Raw genomic sequence first — 26,364 nt, 5'->3', positions numbered from 1 at the left:
ACGAATATTCCGCCGGTGTAGGCCTTCACCATTGATGGCAAGTTAAGACCAACGGTCAAAGGCGCGCGAAGCCCGCCACTCCCGCAGCCAACAGCGTCGATCACCGACGGGCGCGATCCGCGACGCACCACGATGGCGGATCGCGCTTGCCTGTCGCCATGGATATCGCGGCCGAACCCGGCTATCCTGGCCGACATTGCGCACCCGCATCGTGGGGCGTCGCCCTAACAGGACACTCACCATGACCAACGACACGCCGCTCTCGCTGTCCGCGCTCGACGACCGCATCGCGATCTTGCGTGATAATCTGCGCCAGCTGACCGAACAGGCGGCCGGCTCCTCGGGGGCCGCCGACGAAACCCGCACCGCCGATCGCATCGCCGAGCAGCAGGACGAACTGGATCGCTTGCTCGCGCAGCGCGAGGCGATGGCGAAGAGCTGAGCGCCGGCGGCAAAATGGTCCGGCAGCAGCGACGCCGTCGCGACGGCGTCGCTGTCGGGATGGCGTTGGGCGACGCCGCCGCATATTGCGCTTGAGCAGATGCGAGCTATTCTCACACCACATTCCCGCGCCAAGGAGCCCCGATGCCGATCCAGCACATTCCCGCCAAGCATGGTGCGCCGCCGCTCTCCTCGGCCGCGCGAATCGGCGACCTGTTATTCATCTCCGGCACGCCCGGCTTCGACGACAATCGCCAGCTGCCGGATGATTTCGCCGCGCAATTTGCGTTTGTGGTGAAGGGGCTGCAGCTCGTGCTCGATCAGGCCGGCGCCACGATGCGGCATCTGGTCAAGGTCAATGTGCTGCTGACCCGTGCCTCCGACGTCGCGCCGATGAACAAGCTTTATGCCGAAGCGTTTGGCCCGGCGCCCTATCCGGCGCGCACCACCTGCGTGGTGCAGGCGCTGCCCGACCCGAAGATGCTGATCGAGATCGAGGCCGTGGCGTCGCTGGTCACAGACTGATATCGAATCACCGCGCCGCGCCAAGCTGCGAAAGGTTCGCCGGTAAAACTGTGTCGGCCGCGCAGGTTCGGCTTTGAGCCGCACAGATTCGGCGGTAAGTTAGCCCAATCAACCCTCGTCGACAGGTGCATGGTGCTGCGCAAAGCCTTCATGAGAGTGTTCTCAGCGCATCCGATCGAGACCATCGCGGCCTGCACCGGGCTGTTCATGATCGTGCTCGGCGTGGCGCTCGGCACCCAACACGGATGGGTATGGTTTTGGGGCCAGGTCTCGGCCGTGTTCGGCGCCAGCCTGGCGACGCTGGCGGTGGTCTGGACGGTTCGGATGCGCACCACCGAAACCAGAGTGGCGGCGAATATCGACGTGCTGGCGCGCCAGCTCGAAACCTCGATCAGCCAGATCCACAAATCGGTCAAGAGCGGGCGCGACGAGCAATTGCCTCCGTCGGTCTATCTGGCGCAGCTCGAACAATGCATCGACAATCTGATCGGCGTCAGCCACGAGCTTGGCGAAATCACCGGCCGGCCGATGCCCTATGACGTGATCGAGATGATGACGACGCGCCATACGCTGCAGATCGAGGCGCATCTGGCCGAAGGCAAGCCGGCGCCCGAACGCAGACTGGTCACCGAGACCGACAGCTGCCCGAGCTGCAAGCAGACCGTCGAATTCCAGATCGGCAATCAGCCCGGCGACAGCGCCAAGCCGACCTGCGAGCATTGCGGCCAGCGCTTCCACGCCCATCGCTCGACCTCCGGCAGCATCTTCCTGCGGCTGCCCGGCGCCTCGCAATTCACCCGCGCGGTGTCGGTGTCGTGCCCGGTCTGCGCCAGCAAGATCCCGGCCAATATCGATCAGGCCAAGCAGCATTCCGAGGCGCGGTTCTGCTTCTCCTGCGGCGCCAAGGTCTCGATCGATCCGGTCAGCCACGCCTGCACGCTGATCAGCAAGCAGGACAAGCTCGCCGGCCGGTTCGACGCCGCCGGCGTGTTCCACTGCGAAAAATGCGGCGAGCCGGCCAGCGTGCTGACCTCCAACATCAACGGCACCTTCGGCATCTGCCGCAAGGACGACGCGCTGGTGGTGCTGCCGGCCGCGGCGGCGCAGGGCAGCCCCAAGACCGACGCGGCGTAGCCGCGCCCGCACGAAAACCGCGCGGCATCGCCGGACCACTCGGCCGCGGTCCTACGCGCAGTCCGACCGCATTAAAGCCGCGGTAACCATAACCGCACGTCACCGCGAACCAAACAATTCTTCGCAGATTTCTCCAGAACAACATCCAAGACAACAACGGAGAATGACGATGAATGAAGCTGTTCTGATCCTGCCCAATATGCGCGGCGGCTGCGCCACGGTCGGCACCACGGTCCATACGCTGTTTCGCGTCACCGGACGAAGCAAGCGTCCGATGGCGCAGCCCGACGACAACGCCCGCGCGACGCGGGATCAATCCACGTCGCAGGCGCCGACCGAGTGACGCGCACGGCGAACCGGTCACTGCCGCGGATTTGAAGCCGTCACCGTCCTGCTGCTACAACGCTTGTGCAGAATCAGTTCGGAGGCAGACGTGGCGAAGCAAACAACACCGAGGCAGGGTCCGATCGGCCCGCGCGGACCCGCCGGTCTCGCCGGCCTCCCCGGCCCGCAGGGTCATCCCGGCCGGCCCGGCCCCGAAGGTCCGCAGGGCAAGCCGGGGCTTCCCGGCAAAGCCGGTCCGCAGGGCAAGCGCGGCGATCCAGGCCCCCAAGGCAAGCCCGGCGTCAACGGCAAGCCCGGCGCGCCCGGGCCGCAAGGCAAGCCTGGCCCCGACGGCAAGCCGGGTGCGGATGGCAAAGCTGGTCCGGACGGCAAACCGGGTCCGCAGGGCGCTGTCGGTCCGCAGGGACCGCAGGGCAAGCCGGGCGAGCAAGGTCCGCGTGGCGAAGCCGGCCCACGTGGCGAAGCCGGCCCGGCCGGACAATTGCCGTCGCTCGATCAGGTGATGCCGTGGCTGCATCTTCTGTTCGACGCCTATGAGGACTACAAGGCGACCCGCGCGCGCGAAGCGCTCGAACGCGAAGCCCGCGAGCTCGAGCAACGGCTCGCCCTCGAGGCGCTCGAAGCCGCCGCGCGTGACGCCGAGGCCAGTGTCGACATCGACGCCGAGCCAGACGACGACGGCAAAAAGAAAAAGAAAAAGCACAAGCACAAGGAATAGACGCGAGACCGCGCGCCGCGCGCTATCCGAACCGCGCGCGCGAGCGGTCGCGCGCCTTCTCCGCCTCGATCTGGCGATCGCGCGGCGGCGCCTGAGTCTGCAGCGACGCCAAAAGGTCTCGCGCGACCTGCGATACTTCGGCGACGGCACGATCGAACGCGGCCGCATTGGCCTGCGACGGCGCATTGAAGCCGGACAATTTGCGGACGAACTGCAACGCCGAAGCGTGAATTTCCGCCTCGGTCGCCGGTGGTTCGAAATTGAACAACGTCTTGATGTTGCGGCACATGATTGGCTCCGGTGAGGTTCGCGGAACGGGCGGCAGCCATATTTAAGCGTAGTCCGGCAGATCCGGAAACCAACATTGGCGGGGTCTGACGGCCGCATTGCCCCGACACATTGCCCCGACACATTGCCGCGCCCGCATCGCTGGTCGATGCCGAAAACCTTGCCTGATCCGGCTTCGTCATTAGCTCTCGATCAGCGCCATCTGGCCGGGCGAGAATTGGAAAATGCCGATGCTGTCGGACCTCTGGTATTATGTGGTACTCGTTACCGAGGCGATCCTCGGCACGTTCGGGCTGCGGCTCTATGAGGAGCCGGCCTATACGGTGCTCGACCAGCCCGCCGCCAATATCGAGATCCGCAGCTACGGACCGCGGCTCGCCGCCGAGGTCGATCTCGACCAGGGTGACCAGGCCGGCCGCGGTCAGGCTTTTGGCCTGCTGTTTTCCTATATTTCCGGCGCCAATCGTGGCGCCGCCGGCGCGCCCGAGCGGGTGGCGATGACCGCGCCGGTCGATGTCGCGCGGCCGGCCAAAATTGCCATGACCGCCCCGGTCGAAACCGCCACGGACGGCGGCGTGCGGATGCGGTTCTTCCTGCCGGCGCGCTACAGCAGCGCCGATGCGCCGACGCCGACCGACGACCGCGTCAAGATCGTCACCGTGCCGGCCCAGACCGTGGCCACGCTGCGCTTTTCCGGCACCGGCCGCGATCTGGCGCCGCGGCAGCAGCAATTGATCGCGGCGCTGGCGGATTCGCATTGGAAGCCGGTCGGAACGCCCTACGGCCTGTTCTATGACGCGCCTTTCACCATCCCGTTCCTGCGCCGCAACGAAGCCGCCGTGGCGGTGGCGCCGCGATAGCGGCCGCTGTGGCGCCGCGCCTCAGGTTCCCGGCGCGGAACATCGCTGGGCCGGGCGCGTTGTTGCGCGGCCTGGTACGCGGCGTCAGACTGCGGATCGTCACCCATCTCGAAAGCGAGTCGGCCATGACCAATGTTGTTTACAAGATCGTCGAACATGACGGCGGCTGGGCCTACAAGGTCGGCGAGGTGTTTTCCGAGCCCTATCCCAGCCACGACAAGGCGGCCGCAGCGGCGCGGCGTGCGGCGGACGAGCAGCGCGTCCCCGGCCGGACCGAGGTGATCCAATATGAGGACGAGCACGGCAAGTGGCACGAGGAGACCGTGCGCGGCAATGATCGTCCGACCACCGACATCGTCGACAAGACCTGAGCCGCCGCCGGCACAATGACCGCGGCAGCCAAACCGACATCGCCCGCAGCGGCGTCAGGCCGCGCGCGGGCGGTGATGCGCTGGGTGCTGGCGGCTTTCTTTGCCGCTGCCGGAATCGCACATCTGCTTGCGCCGGACAAATTGCTGGCGATGACGCCGTCATGGGTGCCCTTCGCCGCGCCGGTGATCTTCATCACCGGGCTGTGCGAACTCGCCGGCGCGGTGGCGCTGGTGACCCGGCCGCTGCGCTGGTGGGCCGGCATCGCCCTCGCCGCCTATGCGCTGTGCGTCTGGCCAGCCAATTTCAAACACGCGCTCGACGGCATCCGGATCGCCGGCATCCCCGACAGCTGGTGGTACCATGGCCCGCGGCTGGCGGCGCAGCCGCTGATCATCTGGGCGACGCTTTATGCCGCCGGGGTGATCGACTGGCCATGGCGCCACAAATCCCGCTGAGACGGCTTGCGAGCGCGCCGCAGCATGGTACCTTTCGAGTCGATGGTGGACAATGACGGGGGATCGACGTGACAGAGCTTGCCGCTGACGACCTTGGCGCGATCTACCCGGAGCCGACGGAACGGGTGATCGCCAAAGCCCGTCCCTCGATCGACCGACACGCAGCCAGCTTTATCGGCCTGTCGCCATTCTGCGTGCTGGCGACATCCGGCGCCGACGGCAGCGTCGACGCCTCGCCGCGCGGCGGCCATCCGGGCTTCGTCACCGTCAAGGGCCCTCACGAGCTGCTGATGCCCGATCGCCCCGGCAACAACCGGATCGACAGCTTCAAGAATCTGGTTTCCGGCAGCGGGTTGCTGCAACTGATCTTCTTCGTGCCCGGCATCGACGACACGCTGCGGGTCTCGGGCCAAGGCAGCGTCTCGGCGGAGCCGGAGCTGCTGGCGGCGATGGAGGAGTTCGGCAAGCCGCCGCGCGCGGTGCTGCGGATCGCCGTCACCGAGGCGTATTTCCATTGCGGCAAGGCGCTGATGCGCTCGCGCCTATGGTCCGCCGACGCTCAGGTCGAGCGCGCGGTGCTGCCCAGCATCAGCCAGATTATCCACGACCAGACCAGTCTCGGCGAACCCGAGAGCCAGACTGACGTCGAGGCGCGCTTCCGCAGCCAACTCTAGCCGCGCACGGCGCCGGCGCGGCCTGCCCGGTCCTCATCTCCTGACCAAGCGAATTGATCGAAACCCGCGCGCGTATGTCGCGCGGATAGTCGGGTGCATCGGTACTCAGCTGCATAGTAACAGCGAGCAATCTCATTACTTAGTATGACGCAAGGGGAAAATTAACAAGCGTTTCATGACCGCGGCGTAACGGCTTTCTGACACGCAACTTCACTGCATACGATTGGCCATGACGCGCCGTTTCACCACGACGAATTAGCTCGCGTCCATTCTCGTAGCAGCGGAAAACCGGAAAGCAGCCGCCATGAGATTAAATAGCATTGGCATCAAGCTCGGACTCGCAAGCCTGGTCAGCATCGTTCTGTCGCTCGCCATGGCCGGAAATCAGATGCTCACGGAGCGGGCGATCAACGTCGCCAATCAGCACGCCAACGCCCAGCAGGAAGTCGCCGACCACGGGCTCGAAGCCAATATCGGTCTGCGCCGGATGCAGCTTGCGGGACGCGACATCCGGCTGGCCAGCACGGCACCGGACATCGAGAAAGCCATCGGCGACCTGCAACAGGCCCACGCGCTGGTGAAGCAGGACATTGCAACCGCGGTCTCAAACGTGGCGAATTCGCAGGACAAGCAACAATTTGCGACGATCAGCTCGCTGGCCGCCGACTATATCGGCCAGGTGACCGAGCTGGCGGCGCTGCAGGGATCGACCGCGACCGGCGAGCAGCTCCAGGCCGAACACAAAAAGCGTGATCAGATCGACGCCCGCGCGTTGGCGCTGATGTCCAATGCCTTGTCGCTGATGCGTACCACCGTGGACGCCGCCAAGCGGGCCGCCGACAGCGCCAAGGACCAGGCCGCGACGCAACTGAGCCAGGCCAACCGGCTGAATTTCGCGCTCGGCATGGCGGTGATGCTGTCGCTGTTCGCCTCGATGATCTTCAATTTCGTCGGCACCTCGCGGCCGCTGATGAAGCTCAACGGCGCGCTCGGCAAGATGGCGGCGGGTGAGCTGAGCGTCGACGTTCCGGGCGCCGGACGCGGCGACGAGATCGGCGACATCGCCAAGACCGTGACCGTGATCCGGGAGAATGCCGATCGCAAAGCGCGCGAGGAGGCCGCGAGCAAAGCCGAGCGCGAACAGGCCCGGGCGCTGCAACGCCGCGAGGACATGAACCGGCTGGCCGATGATTTCGAGGGCGCGGTCGGCAAGATCGTCGAGGCGGTGTCGGCGGCGTCGGCCGAACTCGAGGCCTCGGCCGCGACGCTGGCGGCCACGGCGGAACAGTCGCAAAAACTGACGGTGGTGGTGGCCGGGGCGTCCGAGGAAGCCACCAGCAACGTCCAGTCGGTGGCCTCCGCCACCGAGGAGATGGCGTCGTCGATCCACGAGATCGGCCGTCAGGTGCAGGATTCGGCGCGGATCGCCGGCGCCGCCGTGCAGCAGGCCGACAAGACCAATGGGCGGATCAACCAGCTCGCCGCCGCGGCCAGCCGGATCGGCGACGTGGTGGAATTGATCAACACCATCGCCGGCCAGACCAATCTGCTGGCGCTGAATGCCACTATCGAGGCCGCCCGCGCCGGCGATGCCGGCCGTGGCTTCGCCGTGGTCGCCTCCGAGGTCAAGGCGCTGGCCGAGCAGACCGCCAAGGCAACCGACGAAATCAGTCAGCAGATCACCGGCATGCAAGCGGCCACCGATGAATCGGTTGCCGCCATCAAGGAGATCGGGACGACGATTTCACAGATGTCGGAGATTTCCTCGGCGATCGCCTCGGCGGTCGAACAGCAAGGTGCCGCGACCCAGGAAATTTCCCGCAATGTGCAGCAGGCCGCGCAAGGAACCATGCAAGTCAGCGCCAACATCGCCGACGTCGAGCGCGGCGCCAGCGAGACCGGATCGGCCTCGTCGCAGCTGTTGAATTCGGCGAAATCGCTGTCCACTGACAGCAGCAAACTGAAAACCGAGGTCGTCAAATTCCTGGATTCGGTGCGCGCCGCCTGACACCAGGTCGGTGATCATGGCTTCCGACGCCACATCGAGCGCCGGAAGCCATTGCGCCAAAGCGACGCCGCGATCGGTCCTTACTACAGGACCGCGAGACGCCAATCTTGCGGCTCAGTCGTGGTCGAGTTCGCCGATATGCGACGCCTGATACAGTTCGATGCCGATCTTGCTGACCAGGTCGAGCTGGGTTTCGAGGAAGTCGATGTGGTGCTCCTCGTCCTTCATCAACTGCTCGAACAGATCCCGCGACACATAGTCCTTGACGCCGTGGCAGTAGGTAGCGGCTTCCTGATACAGCGTGCGCGCGCCGATCTCGGCCTGCAGATCGGCCTCCAGGACTTCCTTGACGTTCTGGCCGATATGCAACGGGTCCAGCACCTGCATATTGGGGAAGCCGTCAAGGAAGATGATGCGATCGGTGAACTTGTCAGCGTGCTCCATCTCCTCGATCGATTCCTTGCGCCACTGCTTGGCGAGCTCCTTCAGCCCCCAATTGTCGAGCAGACGATAATGCAGCCAATACTGGCTGATCGCGGTCAACTCGCTGCGCAGTCCCCGGTTGAGGTATTCGATGACCTTCGCGTCGCCCTTCATAAAAGCTCCTGTCGCCCGGCCGGCTGCGGCCTTGCTGCTGTCGGTTGATATGTCGATGAGATCATTTCTAGATCAGAACCCATCGCAACCGCAATCCCGGCCCTGGTCAAACCGGCGGCGACCACCGCGGTGAAGACCAAACAGCGCGTCGACAACAGCAATCGCTTCAGGACTTCTCAGGCAGCTTGCTCGGCGCCACGATGGGCATGCTCGGGTGCATGCGAATGGTCGTGGGGGTGACCATGCGAATGGTCGTGGGCATGGGCATGCCCGTGGTCGTGCGGATGCTCATGGGGCACCGCATGCAGGTGAGCCGGCGCATGGTCCGCCGGCTCGGCGCTGCCGGCGTCACGCAGCGCCTCGGTCATGATCTGCTTGATCGAACGAACGCAGCGCCCGCATCGCTTGCTGCAGCCGAGGCAGCCATAGACCTCGCCGGCGGTCCGTGCATTGCCGCCCTCGGAACAGACAGCGCTACGCACGTCATGGTCAGTCAACACATTGCAGGAACAAACGATCATGGAAGCAAGCTGCCCTTGAGGTGATGCCCTGACACCAGCAATATTTGAGAGTCATTCGCATTGCAAAAGGAAATGGTGCGAATTGAAGCTATTCCAAACTGCGGAAGCCGGTTTGATTTTTCTCAAGGTCGGCCGGGTTGCCGGCCGGACCACGGTGGAACGCTGTAGGGGATTCTGTGGCCGCCGAATCCGCCGCAACGCCGCCGGCGGACGCAAAAGTGACCGCGCCGCGGCGGCCGCGTTCATTGATCGTTCAACTCTATTATGGAAATTCACGATGATTGATCGGGCGATCTATCCCGGTCGGAAATCGAAAGGTTGAGGCCATGAAAAAGTCATTGATGGCAATCGCTGCCGCAGCGACCCTGGCGGTGACCGCGATGGCAGCGCCGGCCCACGCCCAGCGCGGCCTCGGCGCCGGCATTGCCGCCGGCTTGCTCGGCGGCGCGATCCTGGGCGGCGCGCTGGCCGGCCCGGGCTATTACGGCCCCGGCTACGGCTATTACCGCCGGCCGGCCTATGTGGTTGAACCCGGATACGGGTATTACGGTAGCTGTTACTGGCAGCGGCAGCGGTTCTGGGACGGCTACGGCTGGCGCATCCGCCGGGTCCGGGTTTGCGGCTGAAACCGACCGATCTGGCGATTTCAGGTGGTTGCGGCCTGAAAAAAACATCTTTTCGGTCAACACAATCGCAGCGATTTACCACCAATTGACGGTTGCGAGCCATTTGGTGCAATTGAGTCTGTTTCGCGCCTAGCCTTCACCCGCGCCGGTCGTGGCGCCATCTCAGGAGTGCCTTTAATGAAGAAGACAATTTCCGCCCTGCTTGCGATCGCGACCATCGCCGCTTCGCTGGCGACTGCCGTCCCGGCCGCGAAGGCTGATGGCGGCCGTATCGCTGCCGGCGTTGCTGGCGGATTGATCGGCGGCGCCCTGCTTGGCGGCGCCCTCGCCAACAGCCGCCCGGCCTATGGCGCGCCGGTCTATGGCGCCCCCGCCCCTGTCTATGTCGAAGAGCCGGAATGCCGCGTCGTGCGCCAGCGGTTCTGGGACGATTATCGCGGCGTCTGGCGCAGCCGCCCGGTCGAAGTCTGCGATTGATCAGGCTCTCGGCCGGTCCTCACAGACCCCACTGAATTGTCACGAACCCGGCCGATGCTTCGGCCGGGTTTTGTTTTGGCCCGGCCGGCTTAGCGTGCCGCCTCGATCGCGCGCAGCACGGTTGCGCTCGGCCAGCAATCCAGCTTGAGCTTCGCCGATTTCTGGAAGGCACCGAGCGCCGCGCGGGTCTGCATGCCGGCCTTGCCGTCGACCTTGTCGGCGTACAGCCCGAGCCGCGTCAGGTGGCGCTGCATGGTCTCGACATCGCGGGTGCGCATCTGCTTCGACGCCGACCACGGCGTCGCGAACGGCTTCGAATCGGCGATGCGGTCGCTGAGATGGCCGACGAACAGCACGTAGAGATCGGAAAAATTATACTGCTTGATCACGAAGTAATTCTTGGTGGTCAGGAACGCCGGGCCGTAGCTGCCTTCCGGCTGCAGCAGCGACGCCGGCTGCGCCTGCTCGGCCGCGCTCAGCCGCTCGCCGCGCACCGGCACGAAGCCCTCGCGCAGCCACTGCCCGATCGGCTTGGTGATTTCGGGGACCCCTTGGGTGCAATCCGCATTGGCCGGGGCGCGGACCTCATAGGCCCAGCGCAGGCCCGGCTGCCAGCCCTTGTTGGCGAGTTGCTGCGCCGCCGAGGCCAGCGCGTCCGGCACCGAGGTCCAGATATTGACGTGGCCGTCGCCATCGAAATCGACGCCGTGCTTGTAGAATTCCGACGGCAGGAACTGGGTCAGCCCGGTGGCGCCGGCCCAGGACGCGCGCATGTCCTTGCGCGCCACATCGCCCTCGCCGATGATCTTCAGCGCCAGAATGAATTCGCCGCGGTACTGCTCCTTGCGGCGGCCCACATAGGCCTGGGTCGCCAGCACCCGGACCGCGTCATAGGGCATCCGGTAGCGGCCGAAATCGCTCTCGCGGCCCCAGATCGCCAGCACCACGGTCGCCGGCACGCCGAAGCGCTGCTCGATCGCCGCCAGCGTCCGGCGATGCTTCTGCAGCAGCCGCTGGCCATCGGCGGCGAGTCGCGTGATGCGGGATTCCTTCACATAATCCGCCGGCACCTGGACGAATTCGGCCTGCGACGGCGCGCCGGTGGCGGGCCGGCCCGGCAATAACAAATCCGGCAATTTGTAGTCCGGCGTCAGCCCCTTGGTCACCGCGTCGAAAGTGGCGCGCGGCACCCCGGCCTCGCGCGCCTGCGGCCACAGCGAGGCGATGAAGGCGGTGAAGCCGGCATCGGCGGCGCGCGCGGCCGGCGCGCACAGCAGCGCCAGCACGACGACCGCGCCGATCCGCAATGCCGCGGCCCGCGCCCGGCTCAATGGTGCCCCGCCTGCGCCTTGGCCTCCTCGACGGCGAGCGTCGACAGCCGGTCCACATAGGCGATGCCGATCGCCGACAGGATGAACACGGTGTGGATGATGGTCTGCCACATCACCCCGGCCTGATTGTAGTTGCTGGTGGCGGAGCCCAGCGCGCCGGCCTCGATGAAGGTGCGCAGCAGATGGATCGAGGAAATGCCGATGATCGCCATCGCCAGCTTGATCTTGAGCACGCTGGCATTGACGTGGCTGAGCCATTCCGGCTCGTCCGGATGGCCCTGCAGATTGAGCCGCGACACGAAGGTCTCATAACCGCCGACGATCACCATCACCAGCAGGTTGGAGATCATCACCACGTCGATCAGCCCCAGCACCGCCAGCATGATCTGCTGCTCGCTGAAATCGAACGAATGCAGCAGCAGGTGCCACAGCTCTTTGAGGAACAGCACCACATAGATGCCCTGGGCGACGATCAGCCCGACATAAAGCGGCAGCTGCAGCCAGCGCGAGCCGAAGATCAGCATCGGGATCGGGCGCAACGGCAAGCCCTTCGGCAGCAGCGGTGTTTCGGGCGTCATCGACATACGCGGTAGCTCCGGTTGGGGGATTCGCGACGAACCTCAATTGGGAGGTTTGACCGATTCTGTCGAGCTGCGCCCTAGCGGCGTTTCACCGCAGCTTGTCACCGCAGCTTGCCGCAAAGCGCTCATGCGTCCGTCAGATCCAGGCGGCGTTCGATCCGTTCGATGCGCAGGTCCATGCGGTCCAGCCGATTTGAAATGCTGGCATATTGGCTCTCAAGAATGCCGAGCCGCTGCTTGACCTCACGCATATCGTCACGCAGGCCATCAAGGGCGCCGCCGATATGGCGCAATTGCTCAAGAACGATGCTGTCGATGTCCGGCATGGCCCAACCGCATTCGGCCAAGACATAACACGGCGGGACGGCGCTGTGAACAAACGGCGGCGCTCACTTGATCGCCACGATGAAGATCCGCGGAAACCGCAGCAGCACCTTGCCGTCGGCCTGCGGCGGATAGGCGGCGGCGATCCGCGCCGTATAGGCCGCCAGATAGGCCTTGCGCTCGGGCAGATCGAGCGGCTCGACGAACGGCCGCAGCCCGGTGCCCTTGACCCATTCGACGATCGCGTTGGCGTCGTCGAGCGCGTGATTATAGACGGTGTGCCAGATCTCGAGCCGCGAGCACAGCGGCCGCAGCGCATCGTAATAGACGCCCGGCTTCGGCAGCGCGTCGCGCAGCTCGGCGGCCGTGGCCAATTGCGACCGCCAGGGTTCCTGGAACGCCACTTCGCGCATCATGATGTGCGACGGCTCGTCGAGATTGTCGGGCATCTGCACCGCCAGCACGCCGCCGTCGGCAAGCCCGCCGATCAGCCGCTTGAGCTGTTTGAGATGATCCGGAACCCATTGGAATACCGCGTTGGCGAAGACCACGTCGGTCCCCGCCGGCAGCGCCCAATGCGCCACATTGGCCTCGATGAATTTATGCTCCGGCAGCCGCTCCCGCGCCTGCTTCAGCATGTCGGCGGAGGTGTCGACGCCGATCACCGAGGCCTGCGGCCAGCGCGCCACCAACAGCGCCGTCGAATTGCCCGGCCCGCAGCCGATATCGGCAACCTTGCGCGCGTCCTGAATCGGAATCTGCGCAAGCAGATCCCGCGCCGGGCGGGTGCGCTCGTCCTCGAACATCAGATATTGTTCGGCACTCCAATCGGCCATCAATTCGTCCCATCCTCAACTCGGTCAAGCAATTATGCCAAGCCCTTGGGGATCGCAAGGCGGCAAGATCGCAATCACCGTGGCTGAGGTCGCCTGACTGTTGGGTGAACGGCAAACCGCTCGCGCTCGCGGCTGCGCCCCGGCACCCAGCACCAGACACGGCCCGCGTTGACGCAAATTGTATATGTTGGCACTATACATCCTATGATTGATCTGGATCGAATTGTTGGGTTCGATTGGGATGCCGGCAGTGCCCGCAAGAGCGTCGACAAGCATGGCATCAGCCAAGCGGCAGCGGAGCAGGTCTTCATGAACAAGCCGCTGCTGCTATTGCACGACCCGATCCACAGCCGCATTGAGCCGCGACATCATGGCTACGGGAAAACCCATGGCGGGCGGCTCTTCCAGGTCAGTTTCACTTTGCGTAACGACGATACCCTGGTGCGGATCATTTCCGCGCGACCGATGAGCGCCACGGAGCGCGCGCGCTGTGGCAAAGAAGAAGTTTAAGCCAATCCCAGCATTCGCCACCGAGGCCGAAGAACGCGCCTTCTGGGAGTCACACGACACCGCTGACTATTTCGATCTCAGCAAGGCCGTTACTGTCCGCTTCCCCAACCTCAAGCCGTCCACCACCGCGATCTCGCTGCGGCTGCCGGTCGGTCTGTTGGAGCAGATCAAGATCGCCGCCAACAAGCGCGACGTGCCGTATCTGTCGCTGATCAAGATCTGGCTGGCGGAGAAGGTTGGGTAGGCACGCCACCAAAGACGCCGATTGACGGTGTAACGCCCCGGTATTATTTTTTGAAATCGTCATACGGAGACATTCGATGACAACGACCGTGACCACCAAGGGTCAGGTGACGCTGCCCAAGAAGGTGCGCGACGCCGCCGGCATCCAGCCGGGCGACAAGGTCGAAGTCCGCAACACCGCGTCGGGCGGAATCTACATCGGAAAATCCGGCTCCGAGGCAGCGTATCTCAAGAGGCTACAGGCGATCGCAAAACGCTATCCGATCGGCGGTGGAACGACGGATGAGATCATGCGCGAATTGCGAGGCGACCCCGCCGACGACTACGAAAAATGACGCTGGTCGACACCAATATTCTGATCGACATCTTGTCGGCAGATCGAAATTGGCAGTTGTGGTCGGCCGCAGCATTGCGACAGCAGTCGCTGCATGGACTGCTGTTGATCAACGAAATCGTCTATGCCGAACTATCCGCGCGCTATACGAGCCAGCAGAAACTCGATGCGGCGATCGACTTGCTCGACCTTCACTTCGAATGGCTTCCCAAGTCAGCCCTCTACATCGCCGGCCAGACATTCAACGACTATCGCCGATCCGGCGGCATTCGGACCAGCATCCTCGCCGATTTCTTCATCGGAGCACACGCAGCCGCGGGGAAAGTTCCGATCCTGACCCGCGACACCGGTCGCTACCGGCGCTACTTTCCCGACGTCGAACTGATTGCGCCGGGGTAGCGCGCTCGGCCTACCTCGTCAGCTTCTTGTACTTCGCCCGGTGCGGGATCACCGAATCCTGGCCGAGCCTGCGCATCTTGTCCTTCTCGTAGTCCTGGAAATTGCCTTCGAACCATTCGACATGGCTGTCGTCTTCGAAGGCCAGGATATGGGTGGCGATGCGGTCGAGGAACCAGCGGTCATGGCTGATGATCACGGCGCAGCCGGCGAAGTCTTCCAGCGCTTCTTCCAGCGCGCGCAGCGTGTCGACGTCGAGGTCGTTGGTCGGCTCATCGAGCAGCAGAACGTTGGAGCCGGATTTCAGCATCTTGGCCAGATGCACGCGGTTGCGTTCGCCGCCTGACAGTGAGCCGACCTTCTTCTGCTGGTCGCCGCCCTTGAAGTTGAACGACGAGCAATAGCCGCGCGAATTGACTTCCTTCTTGCCGAGCAGGATCAGCTCGTTGCCGCCGGAGATTTCCTCCCAGACGTTCTTCTTGCCATCGAGGCTGTCGCGTGACTGGTCGACATAGCCCAGATGCACGGTCTCACCGACGGTGATCGTGCCCTGGTCCGGCTTTTCCTGCCCGGTGATCATCCGGAACAGCGTGGTCTTGCCGGCGCCGTTCGGGCCGATCACGCCGACGATGCCGCCGGGCGGCAATTTGAAGGTGAGATTGTCGATCAGGATGCGATCGCCGAAGCCCTTGGTCAGGCCCTCGAAATCGACCACGTTCTGGCCGAGCCGCTCGGCCACCGGGATGGTGATCTGGGCGGTCTGGGTCTGCTTGTCGCTGGCCTTCTGCAGCAGCTCCTCATAGCGGGTGTAGCGCGCCTTGGACTTGGCCTGCCGGGCCTTCGGCGACGAGGCGATCCATTCCTGCTCGCGCTCCAGCGTCTTCTGGTGGGCGGCGTCCTCGCGGCCCTCCTGCACCAGCCGCTTCTGCTTCTGCTTCAGCCAGGACGAGTAATTGCCCTCATAGGGAATCCCCTTGCCGCGGTCGAGCTCGAGAATCCAGCTGGTGACGTTGTCGAGGAAGTAACGGTCATGGGTGACGATCAGGATCGCGCCCGGATAGTTGCGCAGATGGCCTTCCAGCCACGACACGCTTTCGGCGTCGAGATGGTTGGTCGGCTCATCGAGCAGCAACAGATCGGGCTGGTCGAGCAGCAGCTTGCACAGCGCGACGCGGCGGCGCTCGCCGCCCGAGAGTTTCGTTACATCGGCGTCGTCGGGCGGGCAGCGCAGCGCGTCCATCGCCTGGTCGACCTTGCTGTCGAGATCCCACAGGCCCTGGGCCTCGATCTCGTCCTGCAGCTTGGTCATCTCGTCGGCGGTTTCTTCCGAATAATTCATCGCCAGTTCGTTGTAGCGATCCATGATCGCCTTCTGCTTGGCGACGCCGAGCATCACGTTCTCGCGCACCGTGAGCGCGGGATCGAGCTGCGGCTCCTGCTCCAGATAGCCCACCCGTGCGCCATCAGCGACCCAGGCCTCGCCAGTATATTCCTTGTCGAGCCCGGCCATGATCTTGAGCAGCGTCGATTTGCCGGAGCCGTTGACGCCGAGCACGCCGATCTTGGCGTCCGGGTAGAACGACAGATGGACGTTATCCAGCACTTTACGGGTCGGATAGGTCTTGGACAGATCCTGCATGAAATAGACGAACTGGCGAGCCATCGTGATCCTTGGAAACATCGGATGTGTGGAAATTGGGTTGCTGCTGATGTAGCGACGCGGCCGGCAAAGGGCAACCCGAGCAAACGACCGTTAAGCAATCGTTCAGCCTATCGGCATCAGAGCGCCCGATCGCCGCAATTCAAACCGGTTCTTAAGCACTTCATTGAAGACTGATTAAGTGCCGCAAAGCCTTCGCGGCCCAAACCATCTATCGGAATCGGCAGAAGCCATGGCTACCGCGACCTCGACCGCCCATCCCCCCGCCAACAACGAGCAGCAGCAGGCGCGGCCGCGCGTGTCGCAGGAGATTCGCGAGTTCTGGCGGCTCTTCTTCGTCGCGGCGTTCAATCCCTATCGCCCAGAGCAGCATTACATGCGCGGTCCCGGTCCGGCGTGGCACGCCAAGCACGACGGCGTCGGCAAGCGCAAGCGCCAGCCTTAAAGCGTTTTCGAGCCAAGTGGGTACCGGGTCGCGTGAAGAAAACGCGTCAAAACAACAATCCAGAGCCCCGATTCTGATCGATCAGGACCGGAATTGCTTTAGCCTCAATTCCGGCAAAGCCTAACGCAAAGACGCCGCCATCCTGGGGATGGCGGCGTCTTTGCGCGTGGATCAAAGTTGTGGGTGGATCAGCGGATCGTCACCGGGGCCGGCAGCGGCGCAACCGAGGTCGGCTGGGTGCCGGGAACCGATCCCTGCCCCTGAACCTGCTGAACCGAGGCGGTGGTGGTCTGGGCCGGCGGAGTGCCCGGCAACACCACGACGCGGGTTCCGACCTTGACCCGTTCGAACAGGTCGGAAACGTCCTCGTTCAGCATTCCGATGCAGCCCGAGGATACGAATTTTCCGATCGTGGAGGGCTGGTTGGTGCCGTGAATCCGGTACACCGTTGAGCCGAGATACATCGCGCGGGCGCCGAGCGGATTGCCGGGGCCACCGGCCATGAAGCGCGGCAGATAGGGCTGACGCTCGATCATCTCGGTCGGCGGGTGCCAATCGGGCCATTCGGCCTTGCGGGTGATCTTCTCGACGCCCTTCCAGGTAAAGCCGTCGCGGCCGACGCGGACGCCGTAACGCATCGCCCGGCCATTGCCGAGTATGTAATAGAGATAGGTGTTCGCCGTATCGACAACGATGGTGCCGGCCGGCTCCTTGGTGACGAACGAAACTTCCTGCCGGCGCAGATTCGGCGCCAATTTATCGGCGTTGCTTTCCGCCTCCGGCTGATCGTCGGCCGGCAGTGCCGACATCACCATGGGCCTGCCGTCGCTGCCGATTGGCTGCTGCAGCGACCCGGTCGTGCTTTGCTGGGAGCCCGGGGCTTGTTGCGGACCACGACCATCGTCACCCGGCGCGCGATCCGAATAGATCACCGACGGCGCGGCCATCGGGCGGCCATAGCGCGGATCATCGGGCGACATAACCGGGCCCTGCGGGGCGCGGTCGGAATAAACCGGCGGCGACGCCATCGGGCGGCCATAACGCGGGTCGTCAGGCGACATTACCGGACCCGGCGGCGACAGTGACACCGTGCCTTGCGGGCGTCCTGGCGTGGCGTCAGCATCGTCCAGCGCATCGAAGTCGGGAATCGAGCCGGGGCCGCGACCATATTCCGGCGGATAGGCCGCGGGCGCGGTCGCGTATGAGCCAGGCGTCGCAGGATAACCCTGCGCAGCAGCTGCAGAAATCCCTGCGGCCACAGCCGCGACGGTCGCCAATAGCGTTAAAATGCGTGAATTCATCATTATTCGATCATAAGCCCAAGTCGACACCGGATCATTAACGAGATGCCGGACGATCGCGGCACATTCAAGACGCTCGCGGCGCAATCGCGTCAAAATCGGATCAAATCGGCGGGCGGAGCCCGTTTCGCTTCGGTTGCGCCAAATAGGCCACACCCCGCCGTCCCGATTCGATCCGCCTGCCCGCCTGTTACAAACATCCAGGTCAGCCGGCGCGATCCGGCATTCTGGCACGTTGCTAAGGTTTTCGCACCGCTTCGCGTCACACCACGCGCCGATCGCAAGGCTTTGCCGCGTTATTCATCGAAAACCCGCGGCAATTTTTCGCAAGCGAGCGTGAGTCGTTGCGCTATCCTCGAATTGACTGATTCGCGGCACCTTGCTGCGTCTCGGCTGCCGTTGGGTGCGCTTCAGTATTGTCACCGCGTTTTCGTTGCTCAAGACGCTTCGTGATGTCCAGCGAAGTTGGAATACTGCCGATGCTTCCCGGATTCCGGTTTTTGTTCGCTGCCATCGTCCTGTCGGTCTCGATGCTTGTGTTTGGCCTTGGCGCCGCGGCCCTGCTGCGCGCGGCGCATGAGCAATTCGTTAACCTTCCCGCGATGCGCGCGGCGCCGACCGCCCTGTTCGCCCGGCAGAACCAGACCCTTGCGCCGACGCTGAGCATGCTGCGGGTCGACACTCCGCCGGCCGTGGAATCAACCGCGCCGACGCCGCCAGCCGCGGCCCAGCCAGAGCCGGTCGCGCCAGCCGAGACGACCAGCCTCCCCGCTCCCGCGCAACCGTCACCCGCAGAGCATTCCGCTGCGCTCCACGACTCCCAGGCTGCACAGCCGGCCGACGTCACGCCCGACGCCCCAAGCCCGGCCATCTCCGAACCCGCCATCGCGGCGGTCACGCCCGAGCCGGAGGCGTCGCAACAAGCCAATTCGGCGCTGGTGACGACCGCGCCGAACACGCCGGAATTGGCCGCGATGGGACCGCCGGCCCCGGTGCAATCCGAAGCCGCGCCCAGCGAATCGCCGGGACCGGCAATCGAAGCGGCAGCTCCTTCAGGGCCGACAAAACCCGAAACGGCCGCGCCGGAACCGGCGCAATCCGCGCTGCCGACGCAGCCCGATCCGCAAATTCAGACCGACCATGCGGCGGCATCGGTTCCCCCGGCCCCGCCTGCAGCAACCGCCGTCGCTGCCGCCCCCGAGACCGCGCAGCCCAGTCCGATCGAACCGCCCGCGGCGATTCCGACGCCGGTTGCCGCGCCCTCCGCGCGGCCATCGGCATCAGCCCAGGTGGCGTCCAGCAGCGAAACCGCGAGCACCGCAGTCGCGGCCAAGCCGGTCATCAAGCCCGTCGTTAAAAAATCAAAGCGGGCGCGGCGCGCCACAAAACCCCGACGTCGCGTCACCCGGACGCGCAGCGTGCGTCCCGCCGCCGCGCAGGCGCCAATTTCAAATCCGTTCGGCCTACCGCCAGGCTGATCCGCGCTCAGGCCGGGCCGGTTGCCACCGGCGGGCCGTCGAGCAGGCCCCATTCCGACCACGACCCATCATAGAGCGCCGAGCCGCGCACCCCGAGCCGGACCAGCGCCAGCGTCAGCACCGCCGCCGAGACGCCGGAACCGCAGCTGGTGACGATCGGCCGCGCCAGATCCAGGCCCGCGGCCTCGAACGCCTGACGCAATGCGTCCAGCGGCTTCATGGCGCCGCTGACCGGATCGATCAACTCATTGTAAGGCAGGTTGCGGCTGCCCGGAATGTGGCCGGCGCGCAGCCCCGGTCGCGGCTCGGCGACGCTGCCCTCGAAGCGATTGGCGGCGCGGGCGTCGATCACCTGTTCGATCCCCGACTGCAGATTGGCCACCAGCTGCGCCTGGCTGCGGACAAAGCCGGGATCGAGTGTCGCGCTGAACCGCCCCGGCGTCGGCGACACCTTGCCGGATTCGGTGGCGCGGCCCTCGGCCCGCCATTTCTTCAAGCCGCCGTCCAGCACCCGGATATTGGCGTAGCCGAACGACAGGAACATCCACCAGGCGCGCGGCGCGGCGACCCAGCTGCCGGAATCATAGGCCACCACAATATCGCCGGAGGAGATGCCCAGCGCTTCGACATCGCGGGCGAACTGGCGGGCATCGGGATACATATGCGGCAATGGCGAGCCATGATCCGACACCGCGTCGACGTCGAACAACGCCGCCCCCGGAATATGCGCGGCCAGATAATCGTCGATCGGCAGCGGCAGGACGCCCGGCATCTTGAACGAGGCGTCGATGATCTTGACCTTGGGATCATCCAGATGGGCGGCGAGCCAGTCGGTGGAAACCAGCGGATCGTCTTGCGATGTCATGGTGAGGTCCTTAGGCATTGCCGCGGTCAAAGGCGTCGTGCCGGAAGGAGTCCGGCGACGCATCCTGTTTCAAAGATGATCGGCAGGCGGGTCAAGCCCGCCGGCGACGCCGTGTGTTAGCCCTTCGGATGTTTCGGCACAAAGGCCTCGACCGGGCCGCCGGCGTCGCGCCAGGCGGCGAAACCGCCCTCGATATGCGCCACCGGCTTCAACCCCATGTCCTGCGCGGTCTTCGCCGCCAGCGCCGAGCGCAGGCCGCCGGCGCAGAAGAACACGAATTTCTTGTCGGCCTGAAACACCGGCTTGGCATAGGGACTTTCCGGATCGATCCAGAATTCCAGCATGCCGCGGGTGCAGGAAAACGCCCCGGGAATCCGCCCGTCGCGCTCGACCTCGCGCGGATCCCGGATGTCGACGATCACCACGTCTGCGTCAGCACCGGCCTGATGGATCGCGATCGCGTCCTTGACGCTGAGCGTCTCGATTTGCGCATTGGCCTCGTCGAGCAGCGCCTTGATGCCGCGGGTGATTTGCTGGGGCATTGTTTGAACCTTGGTTTGTTTGTCCCGATGAATTGGCCACACCGGCAGCGCGCCCCCTCTCCCGTTGGGAGAGGGTTGGGGTGAGGGGTTACGGTCTATCGTTAGGTCGCAACCCCTCACCCGGCGCTTCGCGCCGACCTCTCCCAAAGGGAGAGGTGAAGGCTTCACTCGTGTCGCTTCCTGTTTTCATTTCTCACGCAAGTTACCGCACCAATTCCTTCATCGCGCCTTCGAGACCTTCCAGCGTCAGCGGGAACATGCGCTCGGAGAACAGTCGGCGGATCAAGGTGGTGCTCTCCGAATAGTCCCAGTGCCGCTGCGCCACCGGATTGAGCCACACCGCGTGCGGATAGGTCTGCGTCACCCGTTCCAGCCAGACCGATCCGGCCTCCTCATTGACGTGTTCGACCGAGCCGCCCGGCACCATGATTTCGTAGGGGCTCATCGAGGCGTCGCCGACAAACACGACTTTGTAGTCGTGCGGAAATTTATGCAGCACGTCCCAGGTCGGGGTCCGATCGGTGAAGCGGCGGCGGTTCTGCTTCCACACGCCCTCATAGAGGCAATTGTGGAAGTAGAAATATTCCATGTGCTTGAATTCGGTCTTCGCCGCCGAGAACAATTCCTCGACCTGGGCGACGTGGGAATCCATCGAGCCGCCGATATCGAAGAACACCAGCACCTTGACGGCGTTGCGCCGCTCCGGGCGCATGTGGACGTCGAGATAGCCGTGATTGGCGGTCTCCTTGATCGTGGTGTCGAGATCGAGTTCGTCCGGCGCGCCGGTGCGGGCGAATTTGCGCAGGCGCCGCAGCGCCACCTTGATGTTGCGGATGCCGAGCTCGACATTGCCGTCGAGATCCTTGAATTCGCGCTTGTCCCAGACCTTGACGGCGCGCTGGTGCCGGCTCTTGTCCTGGCCGATCCGGACGCCTTCCGGGTTGTAGCCCTCGGCGCCGAATGGCGAGGTGCCGGCGGTGCCGATCCATTTATTGCCGCCCTGGTGGCGTTCCTTCTGTTCCTTCAGGCGTTCGCGCAGCGTCTCCATGAGCTTGTCCCAGCCCATCGCCTCGATCTGCTTCTTTTCTTCCTCGGTGAGATATTTCTCCGCCAGCTTTTTCAGCCATTCGGCCGGAATCTCCGCCTTCTCCATGCCCTCGAGCAGGCTTTCCAGCCCCTTGAACACGGTGCCGAACACGCGGTCGAACTTGTCGAGATTGCGCTCGTCCTTGACCAGGGCGGCGCGCGACAAATAGTAGAAATTCTCGACCGACTGTCCGGCGAGGTCGGCGTCGAGCGCCTCCATCAGCGTCAGATATTCACGCAAGGTGACCGGCACCTGGGCGTCGCGCAGCGATGTGAAAAATTGCAGGAACATGGCTTCAACGTTGCCCGGACGCGCGCATTCGTCAAGTGTCAGAGATATTCCGCAGTGCGGAGTTGATCATCTCGCGCCGCGGCGAATTCCGCCCCGACCGCCTAGACCTGGGTGGTTTTTCAACTAGAGTTGCCGTCGATATGCGCGGACTGCGCTTAATTTGGGGAACCTCATGGGTATCAATTCGATTCTGGTCTGGCTGCTGGTCGGCGCGATCGCGGGCTGGCTCGCGGGGTTGATCGTGCGCGGCGGCGGCTTCGGCCTGCTCGGCAATATCGTGATCGGCATTATCGGCGCCGTGGTGGCGGGCTGGCTGCTGCCGTTTCTCGGCGTCAATCTCGGCTCCGGCATCGGCCGCGCCATCATCAATTCGGCGATCGGCGCCGTCGTGGTGCTGGTCATCCTGTCGGTGATCCGCCGGGCCTAGACATGCTCCGGCGCGGCTGCCGCCCGGCGGCCGCGCCGATCCAAAATTCTAATCCAAAAATCCAAAAGCGCGCAGCAACCGCTCCCAAAGAAACAGGACAGACTTCGGATGAAATTCACCGGCACCAAGGACTACGTCGCGACCGATGACCTCAAGATCGCCGTCAACGCCGCGATCGTGCTGGAGCGCCCGCTGCTGGTGAAGGGCGAGCCCGGCACCGGCAAGACCGTGCTGGCCGAGGAAGTCGCCAAGGCGCTCGGCTCGCCGCTGCTGACCTGGCACATCAAATCCACCACCAAGGCGCAACAGGGCCTGTACGAATATGACGCGGTGAGCCGGCTGCGTGACAGCCAGCTCGGCGACGCGCGGGTCTCCGACATCAAGAACTACATCAAGCGCGGCAAATTGTGGGAGGCCTTCAGCCATGAGGGCCGCCCGGTGCTGCTGATCGACGAGATCGACAAGGCCGACATCGAATTTCCCAACGATCTGTTGCTCGAACTCGACCGCATGGAATTCCACGTCTACGAGACCGGCGAGACCATCAAGGCCGACAAGCGCCCGATCGTGATGATCACCTCGAACAACGAGAAGGAATTGCCGGACGCGTTCCTGCGCCGCTGCTTCTTCCACTACATCAAGTTTCCCGATCAGGAGACGATGCAGAAGATCGTCGAGGTGCATTTCCCCGGCATCAAGCAGCGCCTGGTCGCCGAAGCGATGAAGATCTTTTTCGAGGTCCGCGAGGTCCCCGGCCTGAAGAAGAAGCCATCGACCTCCGAATTGCTGGACTGGCTGAAGCTGCTGCTCAACGAGGAAATGACCCCGGAGACGCTGCGCGAACGCGACCCGCGCAAGCTGATCCCGCCGCTGCACGGCGCCCTCTTGAAGAACGAGCAGGACGTGCATCTGTTCGAACGGCTGGCATTTTTGAGCCGACGGGAAGTGTAGCGCGGCTATCTTGTGACTTGATCCGCCTCGTCGAGCTCGCGGTCATTCCGGGGCGCGAGCCCGCAGAGCGTTGATGCGCGTCTTCGACGCGCTATGGGCGAGCGAACCCGGAACCTTGCGACAAGGCCGTGCGTTGAAGCGAGATTCCGGGTTCGCGCGCAGCGATGCTGCGCGCGCCCCGGAATGACCTCTGATAATGTCTAGCCCCGCGCCGCCCATAGCGAGGCGGCCAGCGATATCAGCGCGAGGCCGATGATCACCGCGCCATAGAGATAGGCGACCGTCGCCAGTCCGAGCAGCGGCATCGCCAAGCCGGCGGCGATCGCAGGCAGACTCATGGCCAGGTAGGACTGCACATAGAACGCCGCCAGCAGGCCGCCGCGCTGGTGCAGTTCGGCGCTCGGCAGCAACGCCCGCAGGACACCGGAAAAACTCGAGCCGAATCCGACCCCGGCGATCGCGGTGCCGGCGAACAGGACGCCGACGCTGTGCCGCGCAATGCCGACCAGCGAGACCGCGACGCCGAGCGCCAGCGTGCTGGTGCCGAGCGCGATCAGCCGTTCGGCCGGAACATGCCGGAATAGCCCGACTACGATCGCCGCGATCAACATCAGCGTCGCCACCACGGCGCCGCCGACCCAGGGCGAGGTCACCCCGGTCGCGCTCGCCACCACCGTCGGCATCAACGACAGATAGAAACCACCGAGCGACCAGGTCGCCACGTTGGCCGGCGTGATCCGCAACAGAACCGCGCGCGATTGCACCGGCACGCTGACCCGTGGCCGCAGCGACGCCAGGGCGCCCGGCTTGCGGTCGACGCTTTCCGGCATCAGCCAGACCAGGGCGATCATCAGCACGGTAAGGCCGAGGAGCACCTCATAGACCAGATGCAGCGGGTCCGGCGCCAGGCTGACCAGCGCCGCCGAGCCGAGCGCGCCGATCATCATGCCGAGAAACGGGCTGACGCTGTTGAGCAGCGGCCCATGCTGGCGATTGGTGTCGAGCATCGCCGCACCCAGCGCCGTGGTCGCGGCGCCGACGCAAGGCCCCTGCACCGCGCGCGCCAGGATCAGCTGGGTCACATCGCCAGCGCCCGCGAACAGCACCATCGCCGCCGCGTTCAGCAACAGCGCGCCGAAGATGACCGGCCGGCGGCCGACATAGTCGGACAGGCCGCCGACGGTGAGCAAGGCCGCCAGCAGGCTGAAGGCATAGACCGCGAACACCACCGTGATCATCAGCGGCGTCAGATCCATCGAGCGCTGATACAGCCGATACAGCGGGGTCGGCGCGCTGCTGCCGGCAATCAACAGAACGATGGCGGCGAAGCTGAACGCGGTCATCGCGGCCGGCGGCAAGCTGCGGCGCCGGGGCGGGCATTTCGGCGCGATCGTGCAGGTCTCTCGGCTAGCTTGCATGGCGGGGCCCTTAAAGCTAAGTTGTTGCCTTAGCTAAATAGGCCGTTGCGGCGCTTAACGCAAATACTTTGCGTTAACGAGCGGTTCCGTTACCGCATGGCTCGGTTGCTAGAGGTTGGTCATGGCGGTGAAGGAGCGGGTCAGGGTTGGCGGGCGCAGCGCGCGGATCCAGTCCGCCGTGCATCAGGCGGTCAAGGACCTCAGCGCCACCACGCCGCGCGACCAGCTCACCGTGCCGCGGATCGCCCAGGAAGCGGGCGTCACCCCCTCGACGATCTATCGGCGCTGGGGGGATCTCGGCGCCCTGCTGGCCGACGTCGCGGTCGCGCGATTGCGGCCGATCGCCGATCCGGAGGATACCGGCACGGTGGCGTCAGATCTGCGGCTGTACATCGACCAATATGTCGAGGAAATGTCGTCGCCGGTCGGCCGTGCCCTGATGCGGGACGTGTTCTCGTCGGGGCAGAGCTTTCCGCTGCAATGCGCCGGCTTCACCGGCAATCATCTGGCCATCATCGCGGCGCGGGCTTCGGCGCGCGGCGAACAAGTGTTCGACATCAATGACGTGATCGATCACGTCATCGCGCCGATCATCTATCACATTCTGTTCGACGATCGCGACGTCACCCCCGACTACAGCCACGCTTTGCTCGCGCGTCTGCGCTCGCTGCCGGGCGCGGGCTGAGCCGCCGCGCACGAACGCCCTCGACGACCTGCATGCGCGGCATCGAATGATGACAGACCGAGCGCAATCCGGAGTTGCGCGCGCGCGGCGCCCGGCCGACGCTCAGCGCCAGCCTTGGTGTTCGTCCAGCGGCTGATCGCAGGTCCATTCCGGCCGCAGCATAACCTGGCAGCCCTTTTCGAATGGCAGCACGCCGACCCGGCGGGAATCCCGGATAATCTCGATCGACCAGTCGCGCGGAACCGAGGGCTGGTGCTGCACCAGCCGCTGAATCACGCCGGCCGCAAACAGCGTAGCGTCGATATCGTCGGCCAGCGCCGCGCCGTCATGGCCCGGGCCATCGACGCGGTTGATCGGATCACGCACATGGAAACGATAGAACGGCATGGGGCTATACTGCAGGCGCGGGCACAGTCACAAAATGATGTAAATCAAGTCGGAACCGCTGCGTGGCGTTTTTTTCGCAACGAATCCGCGCTCGATATTGCCAAACTTGACCGAGATCAAGCCCGGCGCGACATTCCGGGTGGGCTGAGCGTCGCGCTGATATTCGATCCACCCCACCCCATCCGACGACGAGGCTGTCATCGTCGCCGTGTCTGACGATGACCGCCCTCG

37 protein-coding genes are annotated in these 26,364 nt (G+C 64.6%); 22 read left to right on the top strand and 15 right to left on the bottom strand.

Going from position 1 to position 26,364, the window contains the following annotated elements:
• The first annotated feature begins 241 nt into the window (after nt 1-241).
• The 5 genes from RBJ75_RS01745 (at nt 242) to RBJ75_RS01725 (ending at nt 3,163) form a co-directional block, all read left to right on the top strand.
• Nucleotides 242-442 (top strand): hypothetical protein, encoded by a 201-nt coding sequence (locus tag RBJ75_RS01745; protein ID WP_044414515.1) that lies wholly within the window; start codon nt 242-244, stop codon nt 440-442.
• A 143-nt stretch (nt 443-585) separates the two neighbouring features.
• On the top strand, nt 586-966 hold the full coding sequence (locus tag RBJ75_RS01740) for a RidA family protein (protein ID WP_044414516.1): 381 nt from the start codon (nt 586-588) through the stop codon (nt 964-966).
• 150 nt (nt 967-1,116) lie between these two features.
• A complete protein-coding gene (locus tag RBJ75_RS01735) occupies nt 1,117-2,100 on the top strand; it encodes a hypothetical protein (RefSeq protein ID WP_411194490.1) in 984 nt (327 codons plus the stop codon).
• A gap of 169 nt (nt 2,101-2,269) precedes the next feature.
• Nucleotides 2,270-2,443, top strand: coding sequence for a hypothetical protein (locus tag RBJ75_RS01730; RefSeq protein WP_160297950.1), 174 nt, complete (start codon nt 2,270-2,272; stop codon nt 2,441-2,443).
• Nucleotides 2,444-2,533: 90 nt separating this feature from the next.
• Nucleotides 2,534-3,163 (top strand): collagen-like protein, encoded by a 630-nt coding sequence (locus tag RBJ75_RS01725; RefSeq protein ID WP_080901128.1) that lies wholly within the window; start codon nt 2,534-2,536, stop codon nt 3,161-3,163.
• 22 nt (nt 3,164-3,185) lie between these two features.
• Here the strand turns inward: RBJ75_RS01725 and RBJ75_RS01720 are convergent, their stop codons facing one another.
• The gene (locus RBJ75_RS01720) at nt 3,186-3,452 is read right to left on the bottom strand and encodes a DUF2277 domain-containing protein (RefSeq protein WP_044414518.1); all 267 of its coding nucleotides are present in this window, start codon (nt 3,450-3,452) and stop codon (nt 3,186-3,188) included.
• Nucleotides 3,453-3,681: 229 nt separating this feature from the next.
• Here RBJ75_RS01720 and RBJ75_RS01715 point away from each other — a divergent pair, with 229 nt between their 5' ends.
• From RBJ75_RS01715 to RBJ75_RS01695, 5 genes are all read left to right on the top strand, one after another.
• Nucleotides 3,682-4,311, top strand: a complete 630-nt coding sequence (locus RBJ75_RS01715) for an SOUL family heme-binding protein (RefSeq protein ID WP_276156907.1) — start codon at nt 3,682-3,684, stop codon at nt 4,309-4,311.
• Between the two features lie 125 nt (nt 4,312-4,436).
• Nucleotides 4,437-4,682 carry a DUF2188 domain-containing protein gene (locus tag RBJ75_RS01710; RefSeq protein ID WP_044408016.1) on the top strand — a complete coding sequence of 82 codons (246 nt, stop codon included), beginning with the start codon at nt 4,437-4,439 and terminating at the stop codon, nt 4,680-4,682.
• A 15-nt stretch (nt 4,683-4,697) separates the two neighbouring features.
• The gene (locus RBJ75_RS01705) at nt 4,698-5,138 is read left to right on the top strand and encodes a DoxX family protein (protein WP_044408010.1); all 441 of its coding nucleotides are present in this window, start codon (nt 4,698-4,700) and stop codon (nt 5,136-5,138) included.
• A gap of 68 nt (nt 5,139-5,206) precedes the next feature.
• Entirely contained in the window at nt 5,207-5,812 is a 606-nt protein-coding gene (locus tag RBJ75_RS01700) for an MSMEG_1061 family FMN-dependent PPOX-type flavoprotein (protein WP_044408007.1), read from the top strand.
• 304 nt (nt 5,813-6,116) lie between these two features.
• Nucleotides 6,117-7,820: a methyl-accepting chemotaxis protein gene (locus RBJ75_RS01695; protein WP_044408004.1), complete on the top strand. Its 1,704-nt coding sequence runs from the start codon at nt 6,117-6,119 to the stop codon at nt 7,818-7,820.
• A gap of 114 nt (nt 7,821-7,934) precedes the next feature.
• On the opposite strand, the gene bfr is transcribed toward RBJ75_RS01695, so the two are convergent.
• The gene (gene bfr, locus RBJ75_RS01690) at nt 7,935-8,417 is read right to left on the bottom strand and encodes a bacterioferritin (protein WP_044408002.1); all 483 of its coding nucleotides are present in this window, start codon (nt 8,415-8,417) and stop codon (nt 7,935-7,937) included.
• Nucleotides 8,418-8,593: 176 nt separating this feature from the next.
• The gene (locus RBJ75_RS01685) at nt 8,594-8,938 is read right to left on the bottom strand and encodes a bacterioferritin-associated ferredoxin (protein WP_080900935.1); all 345 of its coding nucleotides are present in this window, start codon (nt 8,936-8,938) and stop codon (nt 8,594-8,596) included.
• 82 nt (nt 8,939-9,020) lie between these two features.
• Between RBJ75_RS01685 and RBJ75_RS01680 the strand changes: the two genes are divergently transcribed.
• The 3 genes from RBJ75_RS01680 (at nt 9,021) to RBJ75_RS01670 (ending at nt 10,041) form a co-directional block, all read left to right on the top strand.
• Nucleotides 9,021-9,260 carry a hypothetical protein gene (locus RBJ75_RS01680; protein WP_152647644.1) on the top strand — a complete coding sequence of 80 codons (240 nt, stop codon included), beginning with the start codon at nt 9,021-9,023 and terminating at the stop codon, nt 9,258-9,260.
• 4 nt (nt 9,261-9,264) lie between these two features.
• Nucleotides 9,265-9,564 (top strand): hypothetical protein, encoded by a 300-nt coding sequence (locus tag RBJ75_RS01675; protein ID WP_276156490.1) that lies wholly within the window; start codon nt 9,265-9,267, stop codon nt 9,562-9,564.
• A 177-nt stretch (nt 9,565-9,741) separates the two neighbouring features.
• Nucleotides 9,742-10,041 carry a hypothetical protein gene (locus RBJ75_RS01670; RefSeq protein WP_044415829.1) on the top strand — a complete coding sequence of 100 codons (300 nt, stop codon included), beginning with the start codon at nt 9,742-9,744 and terminating at the stop codon, nt 10,039-10,041.
• An 89-nt stretch (nt 10,042-10,130) separates the two neighbouring features.
• Here RBJ75_RS01670 and RBJ75_RS01665 read toward each other — a convergent pair whose 3' ends face one another.
• The 4 genes from RBJ75_RS01665 to tam all read right to left on the bottom strand — a co-directional run bounded on the left by RBJ75_RS01665 (nt 10,131) and on the right by tam (nt 13,113).
• A complete protein-coding gene (locus tag RBJ75_RS01665) occupies nt 10,131-11,348 on the bottom strand; it encodes a lytic murein transglycosylase (RefSeq protein ID WP_044415830.1) in 1,218 nt (405 codons plus the stop codon).
• Nucleotides 11,349-11,368: 20 nt separating this feature from the next.
• Nucleotides 11,369-11,956 (bottom strand): TIGR00645 family protein, encoded by a 588-nt coding sequence (locus RBJ75_RS01660; protein WP_044415832.1) that lies wholly within the window; start codon nt 11,954-11,956, stop codon nt 11,369-11,371.
• Nucleotides 11,957-12,078: 122 nt separating this feature from the next.
• The gene (locus RBJ75_RS01655) at nt 12,079-12,279 is read right to left on the bottom strand and encodes a hypothetical protein (RefSeq protein WP_044415834.1); all 201 of its coding nucleotides are present in this window, start codon (nt 12,277-12,279) and stop codon (nt 12,079-12,081) included.
• A gap of 63 nt (nt 12,280-12,342) precedes the next feature.
• Nucleotides 12,343-13,113 carry a trans-aconitate 2-methyltransferase gene (tam, locus tag RBJ75_RS01650; protein WP_044415836.1) on the bottom strand — a complete coding sequence of 257 codons (771 nt, stop codon included), beginning with the start codon at nt 13,111-13,113 and terminating at the stop codon, nt 12,343-12,345.
• Nucleotides 13,114-13,317: 204 nt separating this feature from the next.
• Between tam and RBJ75_RS01645 the strand changes: the two genes are divergently transcribed.
• From RBJ75_RS01645 to RBJ75_RS01630, 4 genes are all read left to right on the top strand, one after another.
• Complete coding sequence (locus RBJ75_RS01645; protein ID WP_044415838.1) at nt 13,318-13,623, top strand: BrnT family toxin; 306 nt, start codon at nt 13,318-13,320, stop codon at nt 13,621-13,623.
• Nucleotides 13,604-13,867, top strand: coding sequence for a BrnA antitoxin family protein (locus tag RBJ75_RS01640; RefSeq protein WP_044415840.1), 264 nt, complete (start codon nt 13,604-13,606; stop codon nt 13,865-13,867). The genes RBJ75_RS01645 and RBJ75_RS01640 overlap by 20 nt, the downstream gene beginning before the upstream one ends.
• 76 nt (nt 13,868-13,943) lie before the next feature.
• Nucleotides 13,944-14,201: an AbrB/MazE/SpoVT family DNA-binding domain-containing protein gene (locus RBJ75_RS01635; RefSeq protein WP_044415841.1), complete on the top strand. Its 258-nt coding sequence runs from the start codon at nt 13,944-13,946 to the stop codon at nt 14,199-14,201.
• Entirely contained in the window at nt 14,198-14,599 is a 402-nt protein-coding gene (locus RBJ75_RS01630) for a type II toxin-antitoxin system VapC family toxin (protein ID WP_044415843.1), read from the top strand. Before RBJ75_RS01635 ends, RBJ75_RS01630 begins: the two co-directional genes overlap by 4 nt.
• A gap of 10 nt (nt 14,600-14,609) precedes the next feature.
• Here RBJ75_RS01630 and ettA read toward each other — a convergent pair whose 3' ends face one another.
• The gene (gene ettA / locus RBJ75_RS01625) at nt 14,610-16,259 is read right to left on the bottom strand and encodes an energy-dependent translational throttle protein EttA (RefSeq protein ID WP_044415845.1); all 1,650 of its coding nucleotides are present in this window, start codon (nt 16,257-16,259) and stop codon (nt 14,610-14,612) included.
• Between the two features lie 229 nt (nt 16,260-16,488).
• On the opposite strand from ettA, the gene RBJ75_RS01620 reads away from it, so the two are divergent.
• Nucleotides 16,489-16,701, top strand: a complete 213-nt coding sequence (locus RBJ75_RS01620) for a hypothetical protein (protein WP_044415847.1) — start codon at nt 16,489-16,491, stop codon at nt 16,699-16,701.
• 188 nt (nt 16,702-16,889) lie between these two features.
• Here the strand turns inward: RBJ75_RS01620 and RBJ75_RS01615 are convergent, their stop codons facing one another.
• On the bottom strand, nt 16,890-18,005 hold the full coding sequence (locus RBJ75_RS01615) for a L,D-transpeptidase (protein ID WP_044415848.1): 1,116 nt from the start codon (nt 18,003-18,005) through the stop codon (nt 16,890-16,892).
• Between the two features lie 497 nt (nt 18,006-18,502).
• Between RBJ75_RS01615 and RBJ75_RS01610 the strand changes: the two genes are divergently transcribed.
• Nucleotides 18,503-19,480: a hypothetical protein gene (locus RBJ75_RS01610; RefSeq protein WP_160297965.1), complete on the top strand. Its 978-nt coding sequence runs from the start codon at nt 18,503-18,505 to the stop codon at nt 19,478-19,480.
• Nucleotides 19,481-19,487: 7 nt separating this feature from the next.
• Here RBJ75_RS01610 and sseA read toward each other — a convergent pair whose 3' ends face one another.
• From sseA to RBJ75_RS01595, 3 genes are all read right to left on the bottom strand, one after another.
• Nucleotides 19,488-20,345 (bottom strand): 3-mercaptopyruvate sulfurtransferase, encoded by an 858-nt coding sequence (gene sseA, locus RBJ75_RS01605; protein ID WP_044415852.1) that lies wholly within the window; start codon nt 20,343-20,345, stop codon nt 19,488-19,490.
• A 116-nt stretch (nt 20,346-20,461) separates the two neighbouring features.
• Nucleotides 20,462-20,887 carry a rhodanese-like domain-containing protein gene (locus RBJ75_RS01600; RefSeq protein ID WP_044415853.1) on the bottom strand — a complete coding sequence of 142 codons (426 nt, stop codon included), beginning with the start codon at nt 20,885-20,887 and terminating at the stop codon, nt 20,462-20,464.
• A 202-nt stretch (nt 20,888-21,089) separates the two neighbouring features.
• Nucleotides 21,090-22,265, bottom strand: coding sequence for a vWA domain-containing protein (locus tag RBJ75_RS01595; RefSeq protein ID WP_044415855.1), 1,176 nt, complete (start codon nt 22,263-22,265; stop codon nt 21,090-21,092).
• A gap of 172 nt (nt 22,266-22,437) precedes the next feature.
• Between RBJ75_RS01595 and RBJ75_RS01590 the strand changes: the two genes are divergently transcribed.
• Both RBJ75_RS01590 and RBJ75_RS01585 read left to right on the top strand, forming a co-directional pair.
• Complete coding sequence (locus RBJ75_RS01590) at nt 22,438-22,692, top strand: GlsB/YeaQ/YmgE family stress response membrane protein (protein WP_044415857.1); 255 nt, start codon at nt 22,438-22,440, stop codon at nt 22,690-22,692.
• 108 nt (nt 22,693-22,800) lie between these two features.
• The gene (locus RBJ75_RS01585; RefSeq protein ID WP_276156956.1) at nt 22,801-23,643 is read left to right on the top strand and encodes an AAA family ATPase; all 843 of its coding nucleotides are present in this window, start codon (nt 22,801-22,803) and stop codon (nt 23,641-23,643) included.
• Nucleotides 23,644-23,843: 200 nt separating this feature from the next.
• Here the strand turns inward: RBJ75_RS01585 and RBJ75_RS01580 are convergent, their stop codons facing one another.
• Nucleotides 23,844-25,061, bottom strand: a complete 1,218-nt coding sequence (locus RBJ75_RS01580) for an MFS transporter (RefSeq protein ID WP_080901206.1) — start codon at nt 25,059-25,061, stop codon at nt 23,844-23,846.
• A gap of 121 nt (nt 25,062-25,182) precedes the next feature.
• Between RBJ75_RS01580 and RBJ75_RS01575 the strand changes: the two genes are divergently transcribed.
• A complete protein-coding gene (locus tag RBJ75_RS01575) occupies nt 25,183-25,746 on the top strand; it encodes a TetR/AcrR family transcriptional regulator (protein WP_044416452.1) in 564 nt (187 codons plus the stop codon).
• A 102-nt stretch (nt 25,747-25,848) separates the two neighbouring features.
• Here RBJ75_RS01575 and RBJ75_RS01570 read toward each other — a convergent pair whose 3' ends face one another.
• Nucleotides 25,849-26,133 (bottom strand): hypothetical protein, encoded by a 285-nt coding sequence (locus RBJ75_RS01570; protein ID WP_044416454.1) that lies wholly within the window; start codon nt 26,131-26,133, stop codon nt 25,849-25,851.
• 27 nt (nt 26,134-26,160) lie between these two features.
• The gene (locus tag RBJ75_RS01565; RefSeq protein ID WP_160297971.1) at nt 26,161-26,334 is read right to left on the bottom strand and encodes a hypothetical protein; all 174 of its coding nucleotides are present in this window, start codon (nt 26,332-26,334) and stop codon (nt 26,161-26,163) included.
• Between the last annotated feature and the right edge of the window lie 30 nt (nt 26,335-26,364).

Source organism: Rhodopseudomonas sp. BAL398, assembly GCF_033001325.1.
Taxonomy (GTDB): domain Bacteria; phylum Pseudomonadota; class Alphaproteobacteria; order Rhizobiales; family Xanthobacteraceae; genus JARJEH01.
Note: the sequence above shows the minus strand (reverse complement) of the source record. Positions and strands in the feature narration are given on the sequence as shown.